The sequence below is a fragment of the Micromonospora sp. M71_S20 genome (genome assembly GCF_003664255.1).
GTDB lineage: Bacteria > Actinomycetota > Actinomycetes > Mycobacteriales > Micromonosporaceae > Micromonospora.
This window is the reverse complement of record NZ_RCCV01000002.1, coordinates 342,935-364,341: the sequence shown is the minus strand read 5'-3', so window position 1 is coordinate 364,341 and position 21,407 is coordinate 342,935. Positions and strand designations below refer to the sequence as shown.

Here is a 21,407-nt window from a genome sequence, read left to right as displayed (position 1 = left end):
CCGGCTCGGGTCCTTCGCCCCCCTTTCGTTGATCATGATGTTGCCGTCACGACACGCCGGGACCGGCTGCCGGCAACGCCATGATCAACGGCGCTGGGTGCCGCTGGGTGGGGTCGGTGGGGGGTATTGGCGGCGCATCCAGGAGGGCATGTCGGCGAGGCGCTTCTGGCCGAAGCCGCCGCAGATCTGGCAGATCTTCGAGCCGAAACAGACGAAGCACCGCCGCTTTTCGCCGCTGTCGTCGAGGAGGTATCCCCGGGTGAGGCACTCCGGGCACCAGCCGATCCCGTCGCAGTCGAGGCAGAGCACGTGACCGGGCTTGCGGGTGGCTTCGGTGACGACCGGCTCGGGCGGTACGAACCGCTTCGGCGGCGCGGGAGGGGGAGGGGGGCCGATGGCGGTGCCGGCTGGATCCGCGTAGAGCAGGACGGGCGGGGTGCTGCCGCCGAGGTCGGCCCGGGACAAGCCGGGGAACGCCATGAGCCAGAGGAAGAAGCCGTCGCGGGTGGCCGACGCGGTGGCGACCGCCGTCGAGGAGGCGTCGAGACTCGTGTGCCAGCCCTGCGCCGCGAGCCGGTGCGCGATGTGCTGGACGACCTCGGCCGAGCCGAAGTCGGTGGTGAGACGGAGCGTCGCCCGGCGGGCGTACCAGAGTGGTTCGTGCCAGAGGTCCTCCTCCGGCTCCCGGGACATCGGGACGGGGAGCCTCTGCCCGGGGGCGAGGTGGGCGGCGACCCCGAGGATTTCCTCGCGCAGGACGCGACCCTGTCGTTCCAGCGTCCTTCGCGCGCCGGGAACCTCGGCGACGTCCGCCCAGGCGTCGGTCACGGCGCCTCTGCCGGTCGCTCCGGCGCTTCCGCCCGCTCCGGGGCCCTCTGCCGGTCGCCCCGGCGCCCCGCCCGCTCCGGGGCCTGCGCGCGGGCGGGACGGCGGTGGGCGCCGCAGGCCGACGCGACCGTGGCGCCGCTGGGCGTCTCCATGCCGTACCCCGACCCGTCGAGCGGACAGACCGACGTCACTGTAACGCCGCGCCTGTCGACTCGGGTAGAGCTACTCGTCGTCGGGGTCGTCGAGGCGTGCCAGCCAGGTGGCGAAGCGCTCGATCGGGGTCTCGAACTCGGGGTTGAGGTCGACGAAGTCGCGCAGGCGCTCGCCGAGCCACTCCATGCTGACCTGCTCGTCGCCCCGGCGCTGGACCAGTTCCTCGATGCCTCGATCGGTGAAGTACATGCTTTCCGTTGCCTCCTCGTGGTCGGTGTGCGTCCCGGCGCTCCACGCGGGCCGACCCCGCCGGACCCTCGCGCCGGTGGGGCCAGGCCCGCCGGATCCTCGCGCCGGTGTGGCCGGGCCCCGTCGGGCTTGTGCCGTTGTGGCCAGGCGCCGCCGGGTTCTCGCGCCGGTGCGGACAGGTGCCGTCGCATGCGGGCCGGGCGGGCCGGGCGGGACGGCGAGCGGGGCAGAGCCGTCGTGTCGACGGCTCTGCCCCGTGCGCAGGGTGGTGCGTCAGGTCACGGGCGGGGCAGGGCCGCCTCGATCAGCGCGGTCTGCTCGACCTCGTGCATCTTGGCGGAGCCGACGGCGGGCGCGGCGGCGGCCGGGCGGGAGATCCGGCGCAGCCGGACGTCCGTCAGGTGCTCCAGCAGGTTGAGCGCGACGAACGACCAGGCACCCTGGTTGGCCGGCTCCTCCTGCACCCAGGCGAAGTCCTCGGCGTTCGGGTACGCCGCGAGGGCGGCCCGGATCTCCTCGACCGGCATCGGGTAGAGCTGCTCGATCCGGATGATCGCGGTGTCGGTGACACCGCGCTCGGCGCGGGCCTGGAACAGGTCGTAGTAGACCTTGCCCGAGCAGAGCAGCACCCGCTTCACCTGCTCCGGCACCGGAGCGCCCGAGTCGGGCAGCACCGGCTGGAAGGTGCCGGAGGTGAAGTCCTCCACCGAGGAGACGCAGAGCTTGTGCCGCAGCAGCGACTTCGGCGTGAACACCACCAGCGGCTTGCGCTTCGGCGAGAGCGCCTGGCGGCGCAGCAGGTGGAAGTAGTTCGCCGGGGTGGTCGGGATGGACACCCGCATGTTGTCCTCGGCGCACATCTGCAGGAACCGCTCCGGGCGGCCGGAGGTGTGGTCCGGGCCCTGGCCCTCGTGGCCGTGCGGCAGCAGCAGCGTGACCGCGGAGCGCTGGCCCCACTTCACCTCGCCGGAGGAGATGAACTCGTCGATCACCGACTGGGCACCGTTGACGAAGTCGCCGAACTGCGCCTCCCAGCACACCAGCGCGTCGATGTTCTCCACCGAGTAGCCGTACTCGAAGCCCATCGCCGCGTACTCGCTGAGCAGGGAGTCGTGCACGAAGAACCGGGACCGCTCGCCGTCGCCGGTGAGCGACTGCAACGGCAGGTAGTCGTTGCCGGTCCGGGAGTCGACCACGGAGGCGTGCCGCTGCACGAAGGTGCCCCGGCGGGAGTCCTGCCCGGCGAGCCGGACGGTGACCCCGTCGTGCAGCAGCGCGCCGAACGCGATGATCTCGCCGAAGCCCCAGTCGATGTTGCCCTCGACGGACATCTTGGCCCGCCGGTCGAGCAGCTGCTGGATCCGCTTGTGCGGGGTGAAGCCCTCCGGCAGGTTGACGTGCGCCTCGCCGACGGCCCTGACGACGGCCGCGTCGGTGGCGGTCTCCACCTGCGGCTCCGGCTCGTCCTCCCGCTTGGGGCGGCTGAGCTGCCGCGGCGTGGTGGCCGCGTCGCGGGTGGCCTTGAAGACCCGCTCCAGCTGCGACTGGTAGTCGCGCAGCAGCTCCTCCGCGTCCTCCACGGTGATGTCGCCGCGCCCGATCAGCTCCTCGGTGTAGAGCTTCCGGACGGACCGCTTCGAGTCGATGATCTTGTACATCTGGGGGTTGGACATCGACGGGTCGTCGCCCTCGTTGTGCCCGCGCCGGCGGTAGCAGACCATGTCGATGACGACGTCCTTGTTGAACGCCTGCCGGTACTCGAAGGCCAGCCGGGCGACCCGGACCACGGCCTCGGGGTCGTCGCCGTTGACGTGGAAGATCGGCGCCTGGATCATCCGGGCGACGTCCGTGCTGTAGAGGCTGGAGCGGCTGTACTCCGGGGCGGTGGTGAAGCCGACCTGGTTGTTGACCACCACGTGGACGGTGCCGCCGGTGCGGTAGCCGCGCAGCTGGGAGAGGTTGAGGGTCTCGGCGACCACGCCCTGGCCGGCGAAGGCGGCGTCACCGTGCACCGCCAGCGGCAGCACGGTGTAGCCCTCCAGCTTGAGGTCTATCCGGTCCTGCTTGGCCCGGACGATGCCCTCCAGCACCGGGTCGACGGCCTCCAGGTGCGACGGGTTCGCCACCACCGAGACCTTGACCGCGTGGTCGCCGTCGGGGGTGGTGAACTTGCCGTTCTGGCCCAGGTGGTACTTCACGTCGCCGGAGCCCTGGGTGGAGCGCGGGTCCAGGTGCCCCTCGAACTCCGAGAAGATCTTCTCGTACGGCTTGCCGACGATGTTGGCCAGCACGTTGAGCCGGCCACGGTGGGCCATGCCGATGACGACCTCGTCCAGCCCGCCCTCGGCGGAGGCCTCCAGCACCTCGCCGAGCAGCGGGATCAGCGACTCGCCGCCCTCCAGCGAGAAGCGCTTCTGCCCGACGTACTTGGTCTGGAGGAAGGTCTCGAACGCCTCGGCGGCGTTGAGCCGGTTGAGCACGTGCTTCTGCTCGTCGGCCGACGGCTTCTCGTACTTGCGCTCGATCCGCTCCTGGATCCAGCGCCGCTCCTCCGGGTCCTGGATGTGCATGTACTCGATGCCGACGCGCCGGCAGTACGAGTCGCGCAGCACGCCGAGGATGTCGCGCAGCTTCATCCGCTGCTTGCCCGCGAAGCCGTTGACCGGGAATTCGCGGTCGAGGTCCCAGAGGGTCAGCCCGTGCTGGAGCACGTCCAGGTCGGGGTGCTTGCGGATCTTGAACTCGAGCGGGTCGGTGTCGGCCATCAGGTGCCCGCGCACGCGGTACGCGTGGATCAGCTCGTGCACCCGGGCGGTCTTGTTGATCTGGCCCTCGTTGTTGACCGCGACGTCGCGCATCCAGCGCACCGGCTCGTACGGGATGCGCAGCGAGGTGAAGATCTGGTCGTAGAAGCCGTGCTCGCCGAGCAGCAGCTCGTGCATGACCTTCAGGAACTCGCCGGACTGGGCGCCCTGGATGATCCGGTGGTCGTACGTGCTGGTGAGGGTGATGACCTTGCTGACGGCCAGCTCGGCGAGGGTGGCCTCGGACATGCCCTGGTAGGGGGCCGGGTACTCCATCGCGCCGACGCCGATGATCGCGCTCTGCCCCTGCATGAGGCGCGGCATCGAGTGCACGGTGCCGATGCCGCCCGGGTTGGTCAGCGAGATCGTGGTGCCGGAGTAGTCGTCCATGGTCAGCTCGTTGCGGCGGGCGCGCCGGACCACGTCCTCGTACGCCTGCCAGAACTGCCGGAAGTCCATCTGCTCGCAGGCCTTGATGGAGGGGACCACCAGGTTGCGGCTGCCGTCCGGCTTGGTCAGGTCGATCGCGATGCCCAGGTTGACGTGCTCCGGCCGGACCATGACCGGCTTGCCGTCGACCTCGGCGAAGGAGTTGTTCATCTCCGGGTGGGCGACCAGGGCGCGGACCATCGCGTACCCGATGAGGTGGGTGAAGCTGACCTTGCCACCGCGCCCACGGGTGAGGTGGTTGTTGATCACGATGCGGTTGTCGACCAGCAGCTTGGCCGGGACGGCGCGCACGCTGGTGGCGGTCGGCACGGCCAGCGAGGCGTCCATGTTCTGGACGATCTTCGCGGCCACGCCGCGCAGCGGGGTGGTCTGCGGCCCGGTGGCGGTGGGCTTGGTCGCCGCGGGCTTGGCGGGAGCCGCCTTCTCGGGCGCCGGCTTGGCCGGGGCGGCCTTGGCGGCGGGCTTCTCCGGCTTGGGCTCCGGCTTCTTCTCGGCCGGCTTCTTCTCCGCCGGCTGCGCGACCGCGGCGGCCGCCTCCTGCTGGCCGGCGGGCTCCGGCTTGGCGGCCGGCTTCGGGGCCTGCTCAGCTCCGCGCGGCTTCCCGGCGCCGGGCGCCGGGCGGTAGTCCGCGAAGAAGTCGTGCCAGGCCGAATCGACGCTGGTGGGGTCGGCGAGGTAGCGCTGGTACATCTCCTCGACGATCCACTCGTTCGGACCGAAACCCGCCAGTGGGTTCTCCTGCGAAGTCTGCTGGGTCGACACGGCCGGTAATCGCCTCTTTCACGCGGGTTTGTGTGTCACGCGGTGTCCGGTGTCCGCCCTGCCTTCACAGCGCGCACGAGACGGCTCCCAGGCTACGCCGTGCGGATGCCACAGGCATTTCCGCCTCCGACCCGTGGCCCGTTTCACAGAAGATGCCAGAAGTTCACCAAACGCTGCGGGTGTGGTCGGCTGCTGGTAGGGCCCGATGTGGCGGTGAGCCCCACGTCGCACGGCGGCGGGGGTGGTGCCCGGCACCACCCCCGCCGCCATCGCCCGGACGCGTCAGGAGATGTCGCGCCGCCGGGTGATGAGGACGCCGGCGACGCCGCTCACCACCGCGTAGCCGATCAGCACGAGCGCGCCGACCCACCACGCGGGGGTGAAGTCGGTCTGGCCCTCACTGACCATGACGGTCGAGGCGACGGCCGGCCAGATCACCTGCCACTTGACCACGGCCTCGCTGTTCAGCAGGTTCGACAGCAGCACGAAGAGCAGCCCGACGACCTGCGTGCCGACCAGGTAGAGCACCGCCGCGGTGATCACCGCGCCGAGCTGGTTCGTGATCAGCGTGCCGATGCCGATGCCGAGGACCGTCCAGATCGCGTACGCCAGCAGGTTGAGCAGCAGCGCCCGCTGCACCGCCCACTCGCCGAGCTGGGTGCCGTGGCCGTTGGCCGACAGGAACACCGCACCGGCGGCCAGGTCGATCAGCGTGGTCACCAGCCAGAACGCGAAGCCCAGCAGGCTGGCCGCGACCAGCTTGCTGAGGATCACCGACGTGCGCCGCGGCGTGGCCAGGAACGTCGTGGTCGCCGTCTGGTGGAAGAACTCGTTGGTGACCATCAGGATGCCGATGAGCATCACGAACATCAGGCCCAGGTACTGCCCGGAGGTGTAGAGGTTGGCGGCCTGCGCCGCCGCGGAGGCCTGGTCGCCCGTGACGCCCAGCTCCTCGGCGTTGCCGTTCAACGTCTCGTTGGCGACCCAGGCGTTGAAGGCGAAGGCCAGCGCGATCGACAGGAACGCGGCGATGGCCAGCCACCACCACGTGCTGGTGGTACGGATCTTGAGAAGCTCGGACCGGACGAGGTTCATCGGATGCCCGCCTTTCCGGCCGTCAGCTCCAGGAAGACCCGTTCCAGGTCGGGCCGTTCCGTGGTCAGTTCGTGCAGTTCGACGCCCGCCGTCAGGGCGACCCGCCCCACGGTCGGGGCGTCCACGCCGCCCACCAGCAGCACGCCGTGCTCGTCGACGTCGACGGTGGCCGGCCCCTCCTTCAGGGCGGCGGTCAGCGCGTCGGCCTGCGGGGTGCGCACCCGGACCCGGACGCCCTGCGCCATCGAGCCGATCACCTGCTCGACCGTGCCCTGCCGGACCAGCTGCCCGGCCGCGATGATCACCACGTCGTCGGCGAGCAGCTGCATCTCCGACAGCAGGTGGCTGGAGACCAGCACCGTGCGGCCCTCGTGTGCGAGGTTCTTGAGGAACCCGCGCATCCACCGGATGCCCTCCGGGTCGAGCCCGTTGGCGGGCTCGTCGAGGATCAGCACCCGGGGGTCGCCGAGCATCCCGGCGGCGATGCCGAGCCGCTGCTTCATGCCGAGCGAGTAGCCCTTGAACTTGCGCTTCGCCGCCGGGGTGAGCCCGACCTGCGCCAGCGCCTCGTCGGCCCGCTGCTTCGGCAGCCCGGCCGCCGCGGCGATGACCCGCAGGTGGTTGATGCCGGTGCGGCCCTTGTGCGCGCTGGAGGCCTCCAGCACGGCGCCGACGTGCCGCAGCGGGTCGGTCAGGTCGGCGTACCGCCGCCCGCCGATGGTCGCCGTCCCGCTGGTCGGCGTGACCAGGTTCAGCAGCATCCGCAGCGTGGTGGTCTTGCCGGCGCCGTTGGGGCCGAGGAAGCCGGTCACCCGCCCCGGTTGAACGGTGAACGACAGGTCGTTGACGGCCCGGACGTTCTTGTACTGCTTCGTCAGACCGGACACCACGATCTGACCGTCACCGGTGGGGCTTCTCTGCCCGTCAGTCATTGCTCTCCTTCGTGCGGTGGCGTCGGGGTACGCCGTGACACAGCGTGGCGGGCGGGCGCAACCAGGTCAATCAGGCGCACTTCCGAGATCCACCTCCGCCTCAGGCAGGAGGCCCTCATCCCCAGGAACGATTATCGGGCGTCGTCGGCCACGGCGATCCAGGTTGCCCGGGCCCAGGCCAGGAGGGCGCCGTCGGGGGCGTACAGGCTGGTGTGCACGAGCGCCTTGCGGCCCTCGCCGCCGACCATGACGCCGGTCACCACGCACTCGTCGCCCGGCTCCGGCAGCGCCGCGACCACCGCCGCGATCCGGCCGAGGACGTACGGCCGGCCGGGGGCGATCACCGCCCAGCCGCCGGGGCAGTCCAGCGCCGCCCAGACGGTGGCGGTCGTGACCGACCCGGGCACCCGGAACGGCGCGGCGGTACGGCCGTCCGGCAGCCGCCCCGGAAAGATCCGCAGCCCGTCGGCGCGGTCCGGGCCGCAGACGTAGCAGCCCGGGAAGGGGTGGTCGACCAGCCCGGGGTACGCCGCCGAGGCGGCCCGCGCGGCCGGCAGGTCCACCGGCGGCACCACCGCCCGGGGGTCCTCCGTGGGACGGACCTGGGCGACGGCCAGGCCCTGCGGGTCGCGGACCTCCCCGTCGGCGAGAGTGAGCGGGGTCTCCAGCGGGGGTGGGCGACGCAACGTCACCTCGACCGCCCCCGGGGCGCCGGATGCGGCGGCGAAGACCCCGGCGCTCCAGCCGCCGTTGCCCGAGCCGGGTGGTCCGTTGAAGCGCGACTCGATGATCATCATTCACCTCCGGCGAGGGCGCCCGGCCCCGTCGCCGGCGCGTGCCCCCGGCAGCCTCGCACGCCGTCGGCCCGGCCCCGGCACGGGCGCCGCCGTCAGCGGAGCAGCGACCGGAGGGCGCGGACCCGCCGTGTCCAGCGGTGCGACGGAGGCGCCGCCAGTCCCAGGTAATGAGCCGCCGTGTCCAGACTGTCCTCGATCAGGGCGTCGTGCAGCGGGCGGTAGACCGCCGGCCAGCTCACCCACGCCGGCCACCTCGTGGTCATGACGAGTGAGTGACGCAGCAGGCAGCGTTGGTCGGTGACCGGTAGGACCTCGTACTCGTGATGGCCGCGGAAGCCGGCCGGCGCGGAGAACTCGAACCGGATCCGTGCCCCGGGCTGGTACGCGACGACGGTGTAGCCGATCGGCCCGTGCCCGCCGCAGGCGCCCACGCCGAGCGGGCGGTCGAACCGCATGGCCGGCCACTGTCCACGCGGCCACAGCCGGTCGTCCGGGGTGGCCAGGGAGTCGATCAACGCGCCCACGGCTGCGGGAGGTGCCGCGAGCTGCCGCTCGTGGGTGTTGTGGATCATGACTCCCCTAGAGAGCATTCGCTAGTTCAAGTAGAGGGTAGTCTCTACGTCATGCCGCAGCCGGTCAAGCACTCGACCGATGCGATGCTCGACGCCGTCCGCACCCTGGTGCTCTCGGGTGGGCCTGCCGCCGCCTCCGCCCGTGCCGTCTGCCTGGCCACCGGTGCCTCCAGCGGCTCGGTCTACCACCGCTTCCCGCGCCGCGACGACCTCGTCGCCGCCGCCTGGCTGCGCGCGCAGGACCGCTTCCTCCGTGTCTACCTGGAGGCCCTCGGCCCGGCCGACGCGCAGGCCGGCGTCCGCGCCGCGGTCGCTGTCCTGACCTGGTGTCGTGCCCACCCCGAGGACGCCGCCCTCCTCCTGCGCCACGCCCTGCGCGACCTGCTGCGCGGCGACACCTCACCCGCGCTCGCCCAGCAGGCGCAGGCCCACCACCGCGCCCTCGGCGATGCCCTCACCGCGATGGCCCACGCCACCGGGCACCGCCCGGCTGACGTCGTGCTGGCCGTGGTCGACCTGCCCTACGCGGTCGCCCGCCGCGCCATGCGCGACAACGGCACTCCCGGCGAGGACGACGTCGAGGCCGTACGACGAGCGGCCACCCTGCTGCTGTCCGGCCCCTCGGACTCCGCGCGGGCGTCGCCGCCGTGACCGGGGGCTGAGATCGACATCCGGTCGCCCGCGACCGGCCGGAACGAGCGTCCTTCCGGGGAGCCGGCGCACGCCGGTGGCCGTCCGGCCTGTGCCACTGTTGGGGCCGTGCCCAGGACCCACCTGCCGGCCGGCCCGACCCGCGAGGCGGCCCGGCGTCGGCTCCGTTCCCTCGCCGGCTGGGAGCTGCTCAACGTTCCCCTGCAGGCGTGGGTGTGGTTCCAGCTGGTGGGCCTGCCGCCGACGGCGGCGAACCTCGCCGGCTTCGGGGCGTTCGCGGCCCTGCTCGTGGTGGGTACGGCCTACTGGGCGCTCAAGCTGCGACAACTGCGCCGCGGGGAGGCGCGCCTGCCCGGCCGGCGTCACTTCGTCACCGCGCGCGCCGCCCTGCCGTTCCTCCTGGCCGCCGTGATCGGCGCCTGCGCCGTGGCCGCCGTGGGGGCACCCGGCGTGCGGTCGTACCCGGGGCTGGCCTTCGGCCTCTTCGCCGCGCTGGAATACGTCAACTACTTCCACGTCCAGCTCATGCACGACAACCGGGCCGACCTGCGGCGTCTGGTCACGGTGGGGTTCCGGCGCTCGCACCTCGCCCGGGACCTGCGCGCCACCCGCTGAGACGAGCGCCGGCCCCGCCACCGCGACCCCGCCACCGCGACCCCGGCACGGGCCGTTCACCTCATCGACATCCCTCACCCCGCCGGCCGGCAACCCGCGCCGCCTACACAGATCCCATGGCCGTTCTGCACGCCGCTGGCGCACCCCTGACGACCAGCGGTTACACCCTGCTGATCGCCGACGACCCGAGCGAGGTCGCGGCCGCGCAACGCCTCCGTCACGAGGTGTTCGCCACCGAACTCGGCGCCACCCTGCGCCCGGGGGCCGCCGGGCTCGACGTCGACGACCTCGACGCGTACTGCGACCACCTGATCGTCCGGCAGGAGGGCACCGGCGAGGTGGTCGGCACGTACCGGCTGCTCCCGCCGGGCCGCACCGACCGGCGGTACGCCGCGACCGAGTTCGACCTCACCGGGCTCGACCCGCTCCGTGACGACCTGGTCGAGGCCGGCCGGTCCTGCGTGCACCCCGACCACCGCTCCGGCGCGGTGATCAACCTGATGTGGGCCGGCATCGTCCGCTACCTGCACCTGCGCGGGTCGCGTTGGCTCGGCGGCTGCGCGTCGGTGCCGGTGGCCGACGGGGGCGGGACCGTCGCGCGGGTGTGGGACGAGGTCGCGGCCCGGCACCTGGCCCCGCCGCGGCTGCGCGTACGGCCGAGGCGCCCCTGGTTCGCCGAGTCGGACAGGATCGTCGGGCCGGCGGCGGCCGACGGCCCGACGGCGCGGGCCACGGTCCCGCCGCTGCTGCGCGGCTACCTGCGCCTCGGGGCCTGGGTGTGCGGCGAGCCGGCGTACGACCCGGACTTCGGGGTGGCCGACTTCTACGTGCTCTTCTCCCTGGACCGGATGAACCCCCGTTACCTGCGGCACTTCCTCGGCGGGGCCGGGCGGTGAGCACCGCCGGACGCCTCTGGCTGCCCGCCTCGGGGTGCGGGCCGACCTGCCTCCCGGCGGCCGGCGAGGTGCCGGCCGTGTCGCCCGCGCGGCGGGCGGGCCGGACCCTCGCCGTCCTCGGGATGCTGTCGGCGGGCACGGCGCTGGCGCTGCTGCTGCCGGTGCTGCCGGCCGGAGACCGGGCGGCGGCCCTGCGCGGTTGGGCCCGGTGGACGCTGCGCGCGTTCGGCGTGCGCCTCGTGGTGCGCGGCCGGCCGCCCCGGCGGGCGGCGCTGCTGGTCGCCAACCACGCCTCCTGGCTGGACGTGCTCGCGCTGCTGGCCGTCGCGCCGGCCCGGATGGTGGCCAAGCGGGAGGTCCGGTCCTGGCCGCTGGTCGGGCTGCTCGCGGCGGCGGCCGGCACGGTCCTGGTCGACCGGGCCCGCCCCCGCGCCCTGCCCGCGACGGTCGCCCGGGTCACCGCCGCGCTGCGCGCCGGCAGCCCGGTGGCGGTCTTTCCGGAGGGTACGACCTGGTGCGGCACCGCCGATTCGGTCGCCTGCCGCCCCGGCCGGGGCTTTCGTCCGGCGCTGTTCCAGGCGGCGATCGACGCCGGGGCGCCGGTGGTGCCGCTGCGGATCGGCTACCGGTGGGCCGCGACCGGCGTGCCGACCACGGCCGCCGCATTCGTCGGGGACGACGACCTGCTGCGCTCGGCGGGCCGGGTGCTCGCCGCCCGGGGCCTGGAGGTGCGGGTGAGCGTCTCCGCCGCCCTGCATCCTGCCCGGGACGCCGACCGGCGCCTGCTCGCCCTGGCGGCCGAGTCGGTCGTGCACGTCCCCGCTGCCGCCGTCGGGCGGGCGCCGGCCGGATACGCGGCGTGAGGACGGGGGGAGAAGCGGGTCAGCCGACCGGGCCGATCCGCTTGGCCAGGCCGACGAACGACTGCCACGCCCGGGAGTCGAAGTGGAGGGTGCCGCCCTCGCGGTCCTTGGTGTCGCGCACCAGCACGACGCCCGGCACGTTGTCGGCGACCTCGACGCAGGAACCGCCGTTGCCGCCGGACCTCGTCGACTTCCGCCACTGCGGGGTCGTCACGTCCATGACTTCGCCACCTCCTTGATCAGCACGGTCGACTGCCGGCGGGGGAGGGCCTCGTTCCGCACGATCTCCCACGTCCTGGCCAGCCTAGCAATGTCGGTGGATGCGTCGACGATCTGCGCGCTGAGCTGGTTGTCCGCATGGGCCACCCGGGTGCCGTCCGGCAGCTCGGCGATGATGAACTGGCCCGCCAGCCCGAGATACATGCCGGCGTCGACCGGGACGACGTGGAGCTGCACGTGTTCCTGCGTCGCGACGGCCACCAGGTGGTCGAGCTGCTCGGCCATGAGCCCCGGCTGGTCGAGCACCGGCCGGCGCAGCACGGCCTCGTCGACGACGGCGATGAGCTGGGGCGGCCGATCCCGGCCGAGGATCGCCTGACGCTCCAGCCTGGACGCGACGATCCGCTCGACCTCGTCGGCCGTGAACCGGCCCCCGGCCAGCGTGGCACGGGCGTAGCGTTCGGTCTGGAGCAGGCCCGGCACGTATGCCAGCTCGAACCAGCGCAGCGTCGCCGCCTCCCGCTCGAACTCGATCCACTCCCGCAGCCAGGCCGGCGTGGCGTCCAGCCGGGCCAGCTCGCGGAGCATCCGGCCGAACCGCTCGCCCGTGTCGTGCTGGTCGTCGATCGCCTTCATGTACTCCCGCGTCGGCGGGCGACCGCCCGTCTCGACGGAGCTGACGTGCGACCCGGAGTAGCCGATCGTCCTGCCGAAGTCGTCCTGGCTCAGGCCGAGCTGAGCGCGGAACGTGCGTAGCTCACCCAGCACGTAGTTGGTGGCGGTGCCCATCGATTCCCCAGATTCTGCTCGGTCCCGTCGGCGTGTCTCCCGTGCCCGCTCGGCCGGCGCGTTGACCTGCGCGGATGCGGCGAGCATGTGTCGACCGTAGTGGTGTCCTCACCAGACTGTCACCACGCGGGCCCGTTCGCCGTCGTCGAGGACGTGGGCGGGTCCTGCCGGGGCCGCCCTGCTCCCCCGTGGCGGGGCGGCCCCACCTCGACAGCGGGGTGGGGGAGAAGTGGGTCACCGTGGAGGCTGGCACCGGAGTCGGTGCGGACGGCACTGCGCGTGCCCGAACTGCGCGGAGCGGCGGGAGATCCGGAGCCGGCGGCCGAAGCCCGCTCCGGAGGTTCGGGGCGCGCGGCCGAAGCCCGCTCCGGCACCGAACCCGCCACCCCCGCCGAGCAGGCCGGCTCCGTACATCCCCGGCCCGATCGGACCCTTCGTGCCGCCTCCGGTCGGGCCGAGGGCGAACGACGCGACCGAGATCCTGTGGTACGGCGCGGCCGATCTGGCCGCCGCCGGGCGGGCGCGCCGGTTGAACGGGGGGCGCTGGTGAGGCCCCTGCTCTCCACCCGGCTCCCGCAGCCCGGCCCCGGACCGCGCCCCGGGCGCCCCCGCCACCGCATCGAGGGCCGGCCGCCGCACACGCCGCTGCGACCGCACTGGGGTTGTCGCTCGTGCGGCCAGCCGTGGCCCTGCGCGACCGCGCGACTCTTGCTGAAGGCCGAGTACGAGGGCGCGCAGCAGAGCCTGTCGATCTACCTGGCGGGCCTGATGTACGAGGCGATGCGCGACCTCTACCACCTCGACCCGCGCGGCGGTCCCAGCCCTCGGGCCATGTTCGACCGCTTCGTGGCCTGGGGACCGTACCGCCGGCCGCTCGTGGAACCGGTGCCGTGAGGTTGTCACGTCCGCGCTTGTCGTATCGCGATGTATCGCGTTACTGTCCTGCCATCCGACGCGCCGACGACGCGGCGCGTCGCCGAGGGAGGACCGATGACCGACTGGACCGTGCACACCCCGCAGCAGATCACCCTGGACGGGACGGTCACCCGACTCGACGTCCACCTGCTCAGCGGCCGGCTCAACGTGGTGGCCACCGACGGCCCGCCCCGGGTCGACATCACCCGGGTCGGGCGCCGGCCGGTCCTGGTGAAGCACCGCGACGGCCGGCTCTCCGTACGCCAGCAGCGACGCTGGCGGCTCTCGGACCACGTCTTCTGGCTGGGTCCGCTGTCCCGGTTGCCCCGGGTCGACGTCTCCGTCGCGGTCCCGCCCGACGTGCTGGCCGACCTGGAACTGGTGGAGGGCCCGCTGGTCGCGTCGGGCCTGCGCGGCGAGACCCGGGTGGAGGTGACCTCCGGCCGGATCGCCCTGATGGGCCTTCACGGCCGGACGTCGGCGAAGACCATGGCGGGCCCGGTCGAGGCGTTGGGGGTGGCCGGCGACCTGGACCTGGAGACCGTCTCGGGAGAGGTGATCCTCGCCGACAGCGCGGCCGGGCGGGTTCGCGCGCAGACCGTCTCCGGGGCCATCACGTGCGACCTGGACAATCCTCGGCGCAGCGACATCCGGCTCAGCACGATCTCCGGCAGCATCACCGTCCGGGTCCGCGCGGACAGCGACCTGGCCGTCCGCCTGCACACCACGTCGGGCCGGATCACCAGCGGCTTCCCCGAGGTGCGGGGTAGCGCCGTCCCGGGGTCCGTGGTGGACAGCGAGGGCGTGCTCGGCGCGGGTGAGGGTAGGCTCTCCGCGTCCGCCACATCGGGCAGCATCGCGCTGCTCGCCCGGCCGGTGGGCCACGACGAGGAGGAGCTGCCGTGACCGCCGTGTTCAGTCACGGGCGGCTCCGGCTCTACCTGCTCAAGCTCCTCGACGACGGCCCGAAGCACGGCTACGAGCTGATCCGCCTGCTGGAGGAGCGCTTCCTCGGCCTCTACGCGCCCAGCGCCGGCACCATCTATCCCCGGTTGCAGCGGCTGGAGGCCGACGGGCTGGTCACCCACACCGCCGTCGGTGGCCGCAAGGTCTACGAGATCACCGAGGCGGGCCGGGCCGAGCTGCGGCAGCGGGCCGGCGAGCTGACCGCCCTGGAGTCGGACATCGCCGCCTCGGTGGAGGACCTGTCAGCCCTGGCCGGAGAGATCCACAACGAGGTACGCGGCTCCGTCCGCGACCTGAAGCGCGAGCTGCGCGAGGCGGCCCGGCAGACCCGTCGTCCCCGCTGGGCGCCCCCCGGCTCCGGCCCGACCCCCGCTCCCGCCCCCGGCCCGTCGCCCGCACCCCCCGCCGGCCCGACTTCCGCGTCCAACGCGCCGTCGGAAGCTGGGCCGGCGTCCGCGTCCACCGCCACGCTGGCCGAGTTCGACCAGCGGCTGGCGACCTTCGCCGGGGAGGTGGGCGCCCTGGTCCGGGCCCGCCGGCTCAGCGACTCGCAGCTGCGTACGGCCATCCGGCTGCTCGACGGCGCGCTGGACGGGCTGCGTCGACTGCTGCGCTGAGCGCGACGGTCGCCTCACAGGTTCTTTCCAGCGAGTGCCCAGCGCGGACGCAGCGAGAGCACGGATGATGGGCGGCATGGCCGCTACCCAGACCGAGGCGCGACTGCTCGTCGTCGAGGACGATCCCAACATCCTCGAACTGCTCTCCGCGAGCCTGCGCTTCGCGGGCTTCGACGTGGCCACCGCGACGAGCGGCAGCGCCGCCCTCAACGCCGCCAAGGACCACCGGCCCGACCTGGTGGTGCTCGACGTGATGCTGCCCGACCTGGACGGCTTCGAGGTCATCCGGATGCTGCGCGAGGGCGGCACCCGTACGCCGGTGGTCTTCCTCACCGCCCGCGACGCGACCGACGACAAGATCCGCGGGCTGACCCTGGGCGGGGACGACTACGTCACCAAGCCGTTCAGCCTGGAGGAGTTGACCGCCCGGATCCGGGCGGTGCTGCGGCGGACCAGCAGCGGCGAGCAGGCGCCCTCCCGGCTCACCTTCGCCGACCTGGAGCTGGACGAGGAGACCCACGAGGTGCACCGGGCCGGCCAGCGGGTGCAGCTCTCGCCCACCGAGTTCAAGCTGCTGCGCTACCTGATGCTGAACGCCAACCGGGTGCTGTCCAAGGCGCAGATCCTCGACCACGTGTGGAACTACGACTTCCGGGGCGACGACAACATCGTCGAGTCCTACATCTCCTACCTGCGCCGCAAGGTGGACAACACCCAGCCCCGGCTGATTCACACCCTCCGAGGCGTCGGCTACGTCCTCCGCAAGCCGGCGGCGTGAAACCACTCGACCAGGGCAAGGCGCGGCTGCGCAGCGTCCCGCTGCGGGTCAAGCTGGTCGCCGCGGTGCTGGCACTGGTCGCCGCCGCGCTCCTGGTGATCAGCTCACTGACCGCCTTCTTTCTCCGCAACTACCTGGTCGGCCAGGTGGACGGCCAGATCGAGTCGGCCAGCCAGGGGCTCGGGCAACTGCTGCCCGGGCTCCGCAGCGGCAGGGTCGAGGCGATGCTGCCCAGCAGCTACGTCGTTTCGGTCGCCGACGAGAATCAGGTGTACAGGCCGGTCTACGACGACATCAGCCTCAACCCCGAGCAACTGCCCAGTTTTCCCAGCGACCGGAGCGGCTTCATCGCGCTGGAGGGCGAGCCCCGCACCGTCGTGTCCCAGGACGGTCGCACCCGCTGGCGAGTGGTCTACGCGGGACAGAAGGACGGCTCGGTGCTGGCCGTGGGTCAGCCCCTCACCCAGGTGGATCGTGCCGTGAAGCAGCTGGTCTGGATAGACCTGCTGGTCGGCGGCGCGGTGCTGATCCTGCTCGCCTCCATCGGCGCGGCGATCGTCCGGACCAGCCTGAAGCCGCTGGTGGAGATAGAACGTACGGCCGCCGCCATCGCCGGTGGCGACCTCACCCGGCGGGTGCCCGACCCGGAGCAGGGGCAGCCCGTCCCCACGTCCGAGCTGGGGCGGCTATCCCGGGCGTTGAACGCCATGCTGAACCAGATCGAGGTCGCCTTCACCGCGCGGGCCGCCTCGGAGCTGGCCGCCCGGTCCGCCGAGGCCGCCGCCCGGGAGGCGGCCGGCTCGGCGCGGGCCTCCGAGGCGCGGGCCCGCCGCTCCGAGGAGCGGATGCGGCAGTTCGTCGCGGACGCCTCGCACGAGCTGCGGACGCCGCTGACCACTATCCGGGGCTTCGCCGAGCTGTACCGGCAGGGCGCGGCGAGCGCGCCGGAGCAGACCGCCGACCTGCTGCGCCGCATCGAGCAGGAGGCGGCCCGGATGGGGCTGCTGGTGGAGGACCTGCTGCTGCTCGCCCGGCTGGACCGGGAGCGACCGCTCTCCCTCGCCCCGGTGGAGCTGCCCGTGCTGGCCAGCGAGGCGGTCGAGGCCGCCCGGGCGGTGGCGCCGGAGCGCCGGATCGAGCTGGAGGTCACCCCCGGCGCCGGTCCGCTGGTCGTCTACGGCGACGACGCCCGGCTGCGCCAGATCATCGGCAACCTGATGACCAACTCGCTCACGCACACCCCGCCGGAGGCCTCGGTGACCCTGCGGCTGCGCGCCGAGCCCGGGAACCTGGCCGTGGTCGAGGTGGCGGACACCGGTCCCGGGCTCACCCCGGAGCAGGCGGAGCGGGTCTTCGAGCGCTTCTACCGGGTGGACGCGGCGCGTACCCGGCGGGCCGGCGGCAACACCGGCACCGGCCTCGGCCTGGCCATCGTCGCGGCGCTGGTGCGCGCCCACCACGGCACCGTCGAGGTGGCCGAGACCCCCGGCGGGGGAGCGACCTTCCGGGTCCGGCTCCCGCTCGTGCCGGACGACGAGGGCGATGGCGAGTGACTTTCAGCCAACATTCAGGTGCGTTCCAGGCGGATCGCAGTGCCGCGCGTCAAGGTGGACGCATGACCGAGCACGAGTCCGACCCGCAGCGCCGGCCGGCCCACCCCGACGCCGAGCCGTCGCACCCCACCGCCGAGCTGCCGCGCGCCGAGCGCGCGCAGTCCGACTCCGCCCCCGCCGGTGACTCCGCCCCGACCGTCGGGTTCAGCACGGCCCCCGGCGGCGACCCCGCCCCGGCTTCCGGTGAATCCGCCCCGACCGTCGGCTTCGCCCCTGTGCCCGGCGGCGACTCCGCCCCGGCCGCCGGTGGCGCCGCCCCGGTGGGCGGCGAGGCGTCGCGTACCGCTGAGTCGGGCCCGGCCGGCGACGGTGGCCCGCGTGCCGCCGAGCCGGCCCGCGTCCCCGAGGGTGCCGGTCCGGTCGACCGGCCCATCCCGCCCGGCCCCTTCGCGCCCGCCCCGGCCGTAACGCAGTACCCGGTCGCCGGCCAGCCCCAGCATCCGCACACCGCCGGCCAGCCCGGTCACCCGCACGCGGCGGGTCAGCCCGGCTACCCGCAGGCCGCGGGTCAGTCCGGCTACCCGCAGCCCGGTCACGCGCAGGCCGCCGGCCACCCCGGCGCGCCCTGGTACGGCCAGCAGTCCGGCTGGAGCGGCGGGGGACAGCCGGGACAGCCGTACGGTCACCAGCCGCACCCCTCCGGCCAGCCCGTCCCGCCCTGGGCGGCCCCGCAGACGGCGGGCCCCCGGCCCAGCCGGATCGCCAAGTTCGCCGGCGCCGGGGTGGCGGTCTTCGCGCTGATGCTCGGCTCGGGCGTCGCCGGCGGGGCGCTCGCGCTCGCCGTCGACGGCGACTCGGGCATCACCCGCACCTACTCCGCCGCGCCGGTCATCAACGGCGCCGACCTGCCCCGGATCGCCGCGGCCGTGCAGCCCAGCGTCGTCTCGATCGGCACGGACAACGGCGAGGGCTCCGGCGTGATCCTCACCGCCGACGGCTTCGTGCTCACCAACAACCACGTGGTCGCCTCCGCCACCGACGGCAAGGCCGTGGTGACCTTCGCCGACGGCAAGACCGCCGAGGCCAAGATCGTCGGCACCGACCCGAAGACCGACCTCGCGGTGGTCAAGGCCAACGGCGTCAGCGGCCTCAAGGCGGCCACCTTCGGCGACAGCGACGCGATGCAGGTCGGCGACCAGGTGCTCGCCCTCGGCAGCCCGCTGGGCCTCCAGGGCTCGGTCACCGCCGGCATCCTCAGCGCCCGGGACCGCACCATCCAGGCGGGCAGTGGGCAGCAGCGGCAGGACCCGGCGCAGGGGGCCAGCTCGATCGCGGGGCTGCTCCAGACCGACGCGCCGATCAACCCGGGCAACTCCGGCGGCGCCCTGGTCAACACCCGGGGCGAGGTGATCGGCATCAACACCGCCATCGCCACCGCCGGGCAGGGCAGCAGCGGCAACATCGGCGTCGGCTTCGCGATCCCCAGCAACAAGGCCAAGGACGTGGCCGGCAAGCTCCAGCGTGGCGAGAAGGTCAGCCACCCGTCGCTCGGGGTCAGCGTGACGGCCGCCGAGGGCGGCGGGGCACTGGTCGCCGCCGTCACCCCGGGCAGCCCCGCCGAGAAGGCCGGGTTGCAGCGCGGCGACGTGGTCACCCGGTTCGGCGACAAGGTGGTCAACGACTCGGACGACCTGGTCGGTGCCGTGCAGGCCGGCAAGGTCGGCGACCGGGTCGAGGTGACCTACAAGCGCAACGGCACCGAATCCAGGGCGACCGTGACGCTCGCCGAGACGTCGTAGTCGGCAACCGAAGACATTCCTCCTCCCTCCGGGCGGCGGGTGGCGGGGCCAAGGGGGTTGGCTCCGTCACCCGTCGCTCCCTCCGACGGCGGTTCACCCGGTGCGGGTGAACCGCCGTCACCCGTCGCGCCGGGATCGTCGGCAGTCAGGACCGGCGAGGCGTACGGAGGGGTGCGATGACCACGGCAGCGGCCGTTCGGACGGACGAGCGGATCCAGCGGGACGTGCTCGACGAACTGGCGTGGGACGCCCAGGTGCAGCCGAACGAGATCGGGGTGACCGTCCGCGAGGGCGTGGTCACCCTGACCGGCTGGGTCGACGGATACGCGCGGAAGTGGGCGGCGCAGCGCTGTGCGCAGCGCGTACGGGGGGTGCGGGCGGTCGCCGACGACGTCGAGGTGCGCCTGCCCGGCGAGCCGGGGCGTACGGACGCCGAGATCGCCGTCGCGGCGGGCCGGGCGCTGGAGTGGGACAGCTTCGTGCCCGCGGAGCGGCTGGACGTCACCGTGGCCAACGGCTGGGTGATGCTCCGCGGCGAGGTGGAGTTCGGCTGGCAGCGGCGCACCGCCGAGCGGGAGCTGCGCCGGCTGCGGGGCGTACGCGGGGTGACCAACCTCGTCGAGGTGCGGCCCGCCATCCGTCCCGACAGCGAGCGGACCCGGCGCGACCTCCAGCGGGCGCTGAGGCGCGGCATCGGCACGGAGCGGGTGACCGTCGAGGTGGACGGGGACACGGTCGTGCTCACCGGGGTCGTGCGCTCCTGGTGGGAACGGGACGAGGCGGAGCGGGTGGCCTGGTCCGCCGAGGGGGTGCGGGCGGTGCGGGAACGGCTCCTCGTGGGCGGGTGACCGCCCGGATCGTCCCGTTTAGTGGCGCCGCCCCCGGGAAACCGTCGTCGATCCCGCCCGCCCAGCGGGGACCGGTCGCGGTGCGGCCCGGTCCGGTGATGCCACAGCAGTGACCGAGGGGGAGGATTCCGTGGCCGTGAACCATCCGTCGCCCGACCGACCGGAAACGCGGCCGTTGCGGATCGCGATGGTGGTGCCGCCGTGGTTGTCGGTGCCGCCGCCCGGCTACGGCGGGCTGGAACAGGTGGTGACCGGCCTGGTGGAGACGCTTGTCGACCGGGGCCACGCGGTCACCGTGTTCGGGGCCGGCCGGGAGCACGGGACGGCGGCGGCGTTCGTCTCCACGGTGCCCGAACTCCAGTTCGACCGGCTCGGCGAGGCGCTGCCCGAGCTGGCCCACCTGGCCCGGGTCAACCACCGGGTCCACGCGGGGGACTTCGACGTCGTCCACGACCACACCACGATCGGCCCGCTGATCGCCGGCCACCGAGCCGTGCCCACCGTGGCCACCGTGCACGGCAATCCCGTGGGCGAGTACGGCGACGTGCTCAGCGAGACCGACCGGGGGGTCGGGCTGGTGGCCATCTCGCATGCCCAGCGCCGACTCAATCCGCCGCTGCGCTGGGTCGGCACGGTGCACAACGCGATGGACGTCGGGGGCGTGCCGCACAAGACCGCCCCCGGGCGGGGACCGGTGCTCTGGCTGGCCCGGTTCAGCCCCGACAAGGGCCCGGACGTCGCCATCCGGGCCTGCCGGGCCGCCGGCCTGCCGCTGGTGCTGGCCGGCAAGTGCAACGAGCCGGCCGAGCGCCGCTACTACGACCAGGTGGTCCGGCCCCTGCTCGGCGAGGACGTCCGGGTGGTGCTCGACGCCGACCGGGCCGAGGCGCTGCGGCTGCTGGTCGAGGCCCGGTGCCTGATCATGCCGATCCAGTGGGACGAACCGTTCGGCATGGTGATGGTGGAGGCGATGGCGACCGGGACGCCGGTGGTGGCGCTGGACCGGGGGGCGGTGCCGGAACTGGTCCGGCCGGGGCGGACCGGCCTGATCTGCGAGCACGTGGACGAGCTGCCCGGCGCGTTGCGGGCGGCGACGGGCCTCGACCCGGCGGCCTGCGTGGCGCACGTGGCGAAGAACTTCTCCACCGAGCGGATGGCCGCCGGCTACGAGGAGGTGTACCGCCGCTTCATCGCGGAGGCGGCCCTGCCCGAGGCGGCCCGGGAGCCGGTCCGGGCCCCGGCCCGCTGACCGCCGC

21 protein-coding genes are annotated in these 21,407 nt (G+C 73.5%); 12 read left to right on the top strand and 9 right to left on the bottom strand.

Annotation, left to right across the window (positions count from 1 at the left end; translation table 11 throughout):
• Positions 1 to 84 precede the first annotated feature (84 nt).
• From DER29_RS22530 to DER29_RS22500, 7 genes are all read right to left on the bottom strand, one after another.
• Positions 85 to 828, bottom strand: a complete 744-nt coding sequence (locus DER29_RS22530; protein ID WP_121399675.1) for a hypothetical protein — start codon at positions 826 to 828, stop codon at positions 85 to 87.
• Between the two features lie 222 nt (positions 829 to 1,050).
• Positions 1,051 to 1,230: a DUF6104 family protein gene (locus DER29_RS22525; RefSeq protein ID WP_121399674.1), complete on the bottom strand. Its 180-nt coding sequence runs from the start codon at positions 1,228 to 1,230 to the stop codon at positions 1,051 to 1,053.
• Positions 1,231 to 1,508: 278 nt separating this feature from the next.
• The gene (locus DER29_RS22520; RefSeq protein ID WP_121399673.1) at positions 1,509 to 5,246 is read right to left on the bottom strand and encodes a multifunctional oxoglutarate decarboxylase/oxoglutarate dehydrogenase thiamine pyrophosphate-binding subunit/dihydrolipoyllysine-residue succinyltransferase subunit; all 3,738 of its coding nucleotides are present in this window, start codon (positions 5,244 to 5,246) and stop codon (positions 1,509 to 1,511) included.
• A 282-nt stretch (positions 5,247 to 5,528) separates the two neighbouring features.
• Positions 5,529 to 6,341: an ABC transporter permease gene (locus DER29_RS22515; RefSeq protein WP_121399672.1), complete on the bottom strand. Its 813-nt coding sequence runs from the start codon at positions 6,339 to 6,341 to the stop codon at positions 5,529 to 5,531.
• Positions 6,338 to 7,273 (bottom strand): ABC transporter ATP-binding protein, encoded by a 936-nt coding sequence (locus tag DER29_RS22510; protein ID WP_121399671.1) that lies wholly within the window; start codon positions 7,271 to 7,273, stop codon positions 6,338 to 6,340. The genes DER29_RS22515 and DER29_RS22510 overlap by 4 nt, the downstream gene beginning before the upstream one ends.
• A gap of 131 nt (positions 7,274 to 7,404) precedes the next feature.
• The gene (locus DER29_RS22505; protein WP_121400121.1) at positions 7,405 to 8,067 is read right to left on the bottom strand and encodes a hypothetical protein; all 663 of its coding nucleotides are present in this window, start codon (positions 8,065 to 8,067) and stop codon (positions 7,405 to 7,407) included.
• 95 nt (positions 8,068 to 8,162) lie between these two features.
• Positions 8,163 to 8,642, bottom strand: coding sequence for a hypothetical protein (locus tag DER29_RS22500; RefSeq protein WP_199729504.1), 480 nt, complete (start codon positions 8,640 to 8,642; stop codon positions 8,163 to 8,165).
• Between the two features lie 51 nt (positions 8,643 to 8,693).
• On the opposite strand from DER29_RS22500, the gene DER29_RS22495 reads away from it, so the two are divergent.
• The 4 genes from DER29_RS22495 to DER29_RS22480 all read left to right on the top strand — a co-directional run bounded on the left by DER29_RS22495 (position 8,694) and on the right by DER29_RS22480 (position 11,667).
• On the top strand, positions 8,694 to 9,293 hold the full coding sequence (locus DER29_RS22495; protein WP_121399669.1) for a TetR/AcrR family transcriptional regulator: 600 nt from the start codon (positions 8,694 to 8,696) through the stop codon (positions 9,291 to 9,293).
• Between the two features lie 108 nt (positions 9,294 to 9,401).
• On the top strand, positions 9,402 to 9,908 hold the full coding sequence (locus DER29_RS22490) for a hypothetical protein (protein WP_233600105.1): 507 nt from the start codon (positions 9,402 to 9,404) through the stop codon (positions 9,906 to 9,908).
• A 116-nt stretch (positions 9,909 to 10,024) separates the two neighbouring features.
• Positions 10,025 to 10,804, top strand: a complete 780-nt coding sequence (locus DER29_RS22485) for a GNAT family N-acetyltransferase (protein ID WP_121399668.1) — start codon at positions 10,025 to 10,027, stop codon at positions 10,802 to 10,804.
• Positions 10,805 to 10,881: 77 nt separating this feature from the next.
• Entirely contained in the window at positions 10,882 to 11,667 is a 786-nt protein-coding gene (locus tag DER29_RS22480; protein WP_233600104.1) for a 1-acyl-sn-glycerol-3-phosphate acyltransferase, read from the top strand.
• Positions 11,668 to 11,686: 19 nt separating this feature from the next.
• On the opposite strand, the gene DER29_RS22475 is transcribed toward DER29_RS22480, so the two are convergent.
• Both DER29_RS22475 and DER29_RS22470 read right to left on the bottom strand, forming a co-directional pair.
• Positions 11,687 to 11,887 (bottom strand): DUF397 domain-containing protein, encoded by a 201-nt coding sequence (locus tag DER29_RS22475; protein ID WP_121399666.1) that lies wholly within the window; start codon positions 11,885 to 11,887, stop codon positions 11,687 to 11,689.
• On the bottom strand, positions 11,878 to 12,675 hold the full coding sequence (locus DER29_RS22470; protein WP_121399665.1) for a helix-turn-helix transcriptional regulator: 798 nt from the start codon (positions 12,673 to 12,675) through the stop codon (positions 11,878 to 11,880). The genes DER29_RS22475 and DER29_RS22470 overlap by 10 nt, the downstream gene beginning before the upstream one ends.
• 555 nt (positions 12,676 to 13,230) lie before the next feature.
• Here DER29_RS22470 and DER29_RS22465 point away from each other — a divergent pair.
• The 8 genes from DER29_RS22465 (at position 13,231) to DER29_RS22430 (ending at position 21,400) form a co-directional block, all read left to right on the top strand.
• Positions 13,231 to 13,569, top strand: a complete 339-nt coding sequence (locus DER29_RS22465; RefSeq protein ID WP_121400119.1) for a hypothetical protein — start codon at positions 13,231 to 13,233, stop codon at positions 13,567 to 13,569.
• A 96-nt stretch (positions 13,570 to 13,665) separates the two neighbouring features.
• Positions 13,666 to 14,496 (top strand): DUF4097 family beta strand repeat-containing protein, encoded by an 831-nt coding sequence (locus DER29_RS22460; protein WP_121399664.1) that lies wholly within the window; start codon positions 13,666 to 13,668, stop codon positions 14,494 to 14,496.
• Entirely contained in the window at positions 14,493 to 15,173 is a 681-nt protein-coding gene (locus DER29_RS22455) for a PadR family transcriptional regulator (protein ID WP_121399663.1), read from the top strand. The genes DER29_RS22460 and DER29_RS22455 overlap by 4 nt, the downstream gene beginning before the upstream one ends.
• Before the next feature lie 76 nt (positions 15,174 to 15,249).
• Positions 15,250 to 15,951, top strand: a complete 702-nt coding sequence (locus DER29_RS22450) for a response regulator transcription factor (protein WP_089003225.1) — start codon at positions 15,250 to 15,252, stop codon at positions 15,949 to 15,951.
• On the top strand, positions 15,948 to 17,504 hold the full coding sequence (locus DER29_RS22445; protein ID WP_121399662.1) for a HAMP domain-containing sensor histidine kinase: 1,557 nt from the start codon (positions 15,948 to 15,950) through the stop codon (positions 17,502 to 17,504). The genes DER29_RS22450 and DER29_RS22445 overlap by 4 nt, the downstream gene beginning before the upstream one ends.
• 62 nt (positions 17,505 to 17,566) lie before the next feature.
• Entirely contained in the window at positions 17,567 to 19,303 is a 1,737-nt protein-coding gene (locus DER29_RS22440; protein WP_121399661.1) for a trypsin-like peptidase domain-containing protein, read from the top strand.
• A gap of 176 nt (positions 19,304 to 19,479) precedes the next feature.
• On the top strand, positions 19,480 to 20,151 hold the full coding sequence (locus DER29_RS22435; RefSeq protein ID WP_121399660.1) for a BON domain-containing protein: 672 nt from the start codon (positions 19,480 to 19,482) through the stop codon (positions 20,149 to 20,151).
• A 187-nt stretch (positions 20,152 to 20,338) separates the two neighbouring features.
• Complete coding sequence (locus DER29_RS22430; RefSeq protein WP_121400118.1) at positions 20,339 to 21,400, top strand: glycosyltransferase family 4 protein; 1,062 nt, start codon at positions 20,339 to 20,341, stop codon at positions 21,398 to 21,400.
• The last annotated feature ends 7 nt before the right edge of the window (positions 21,401 to 21,407 follow it).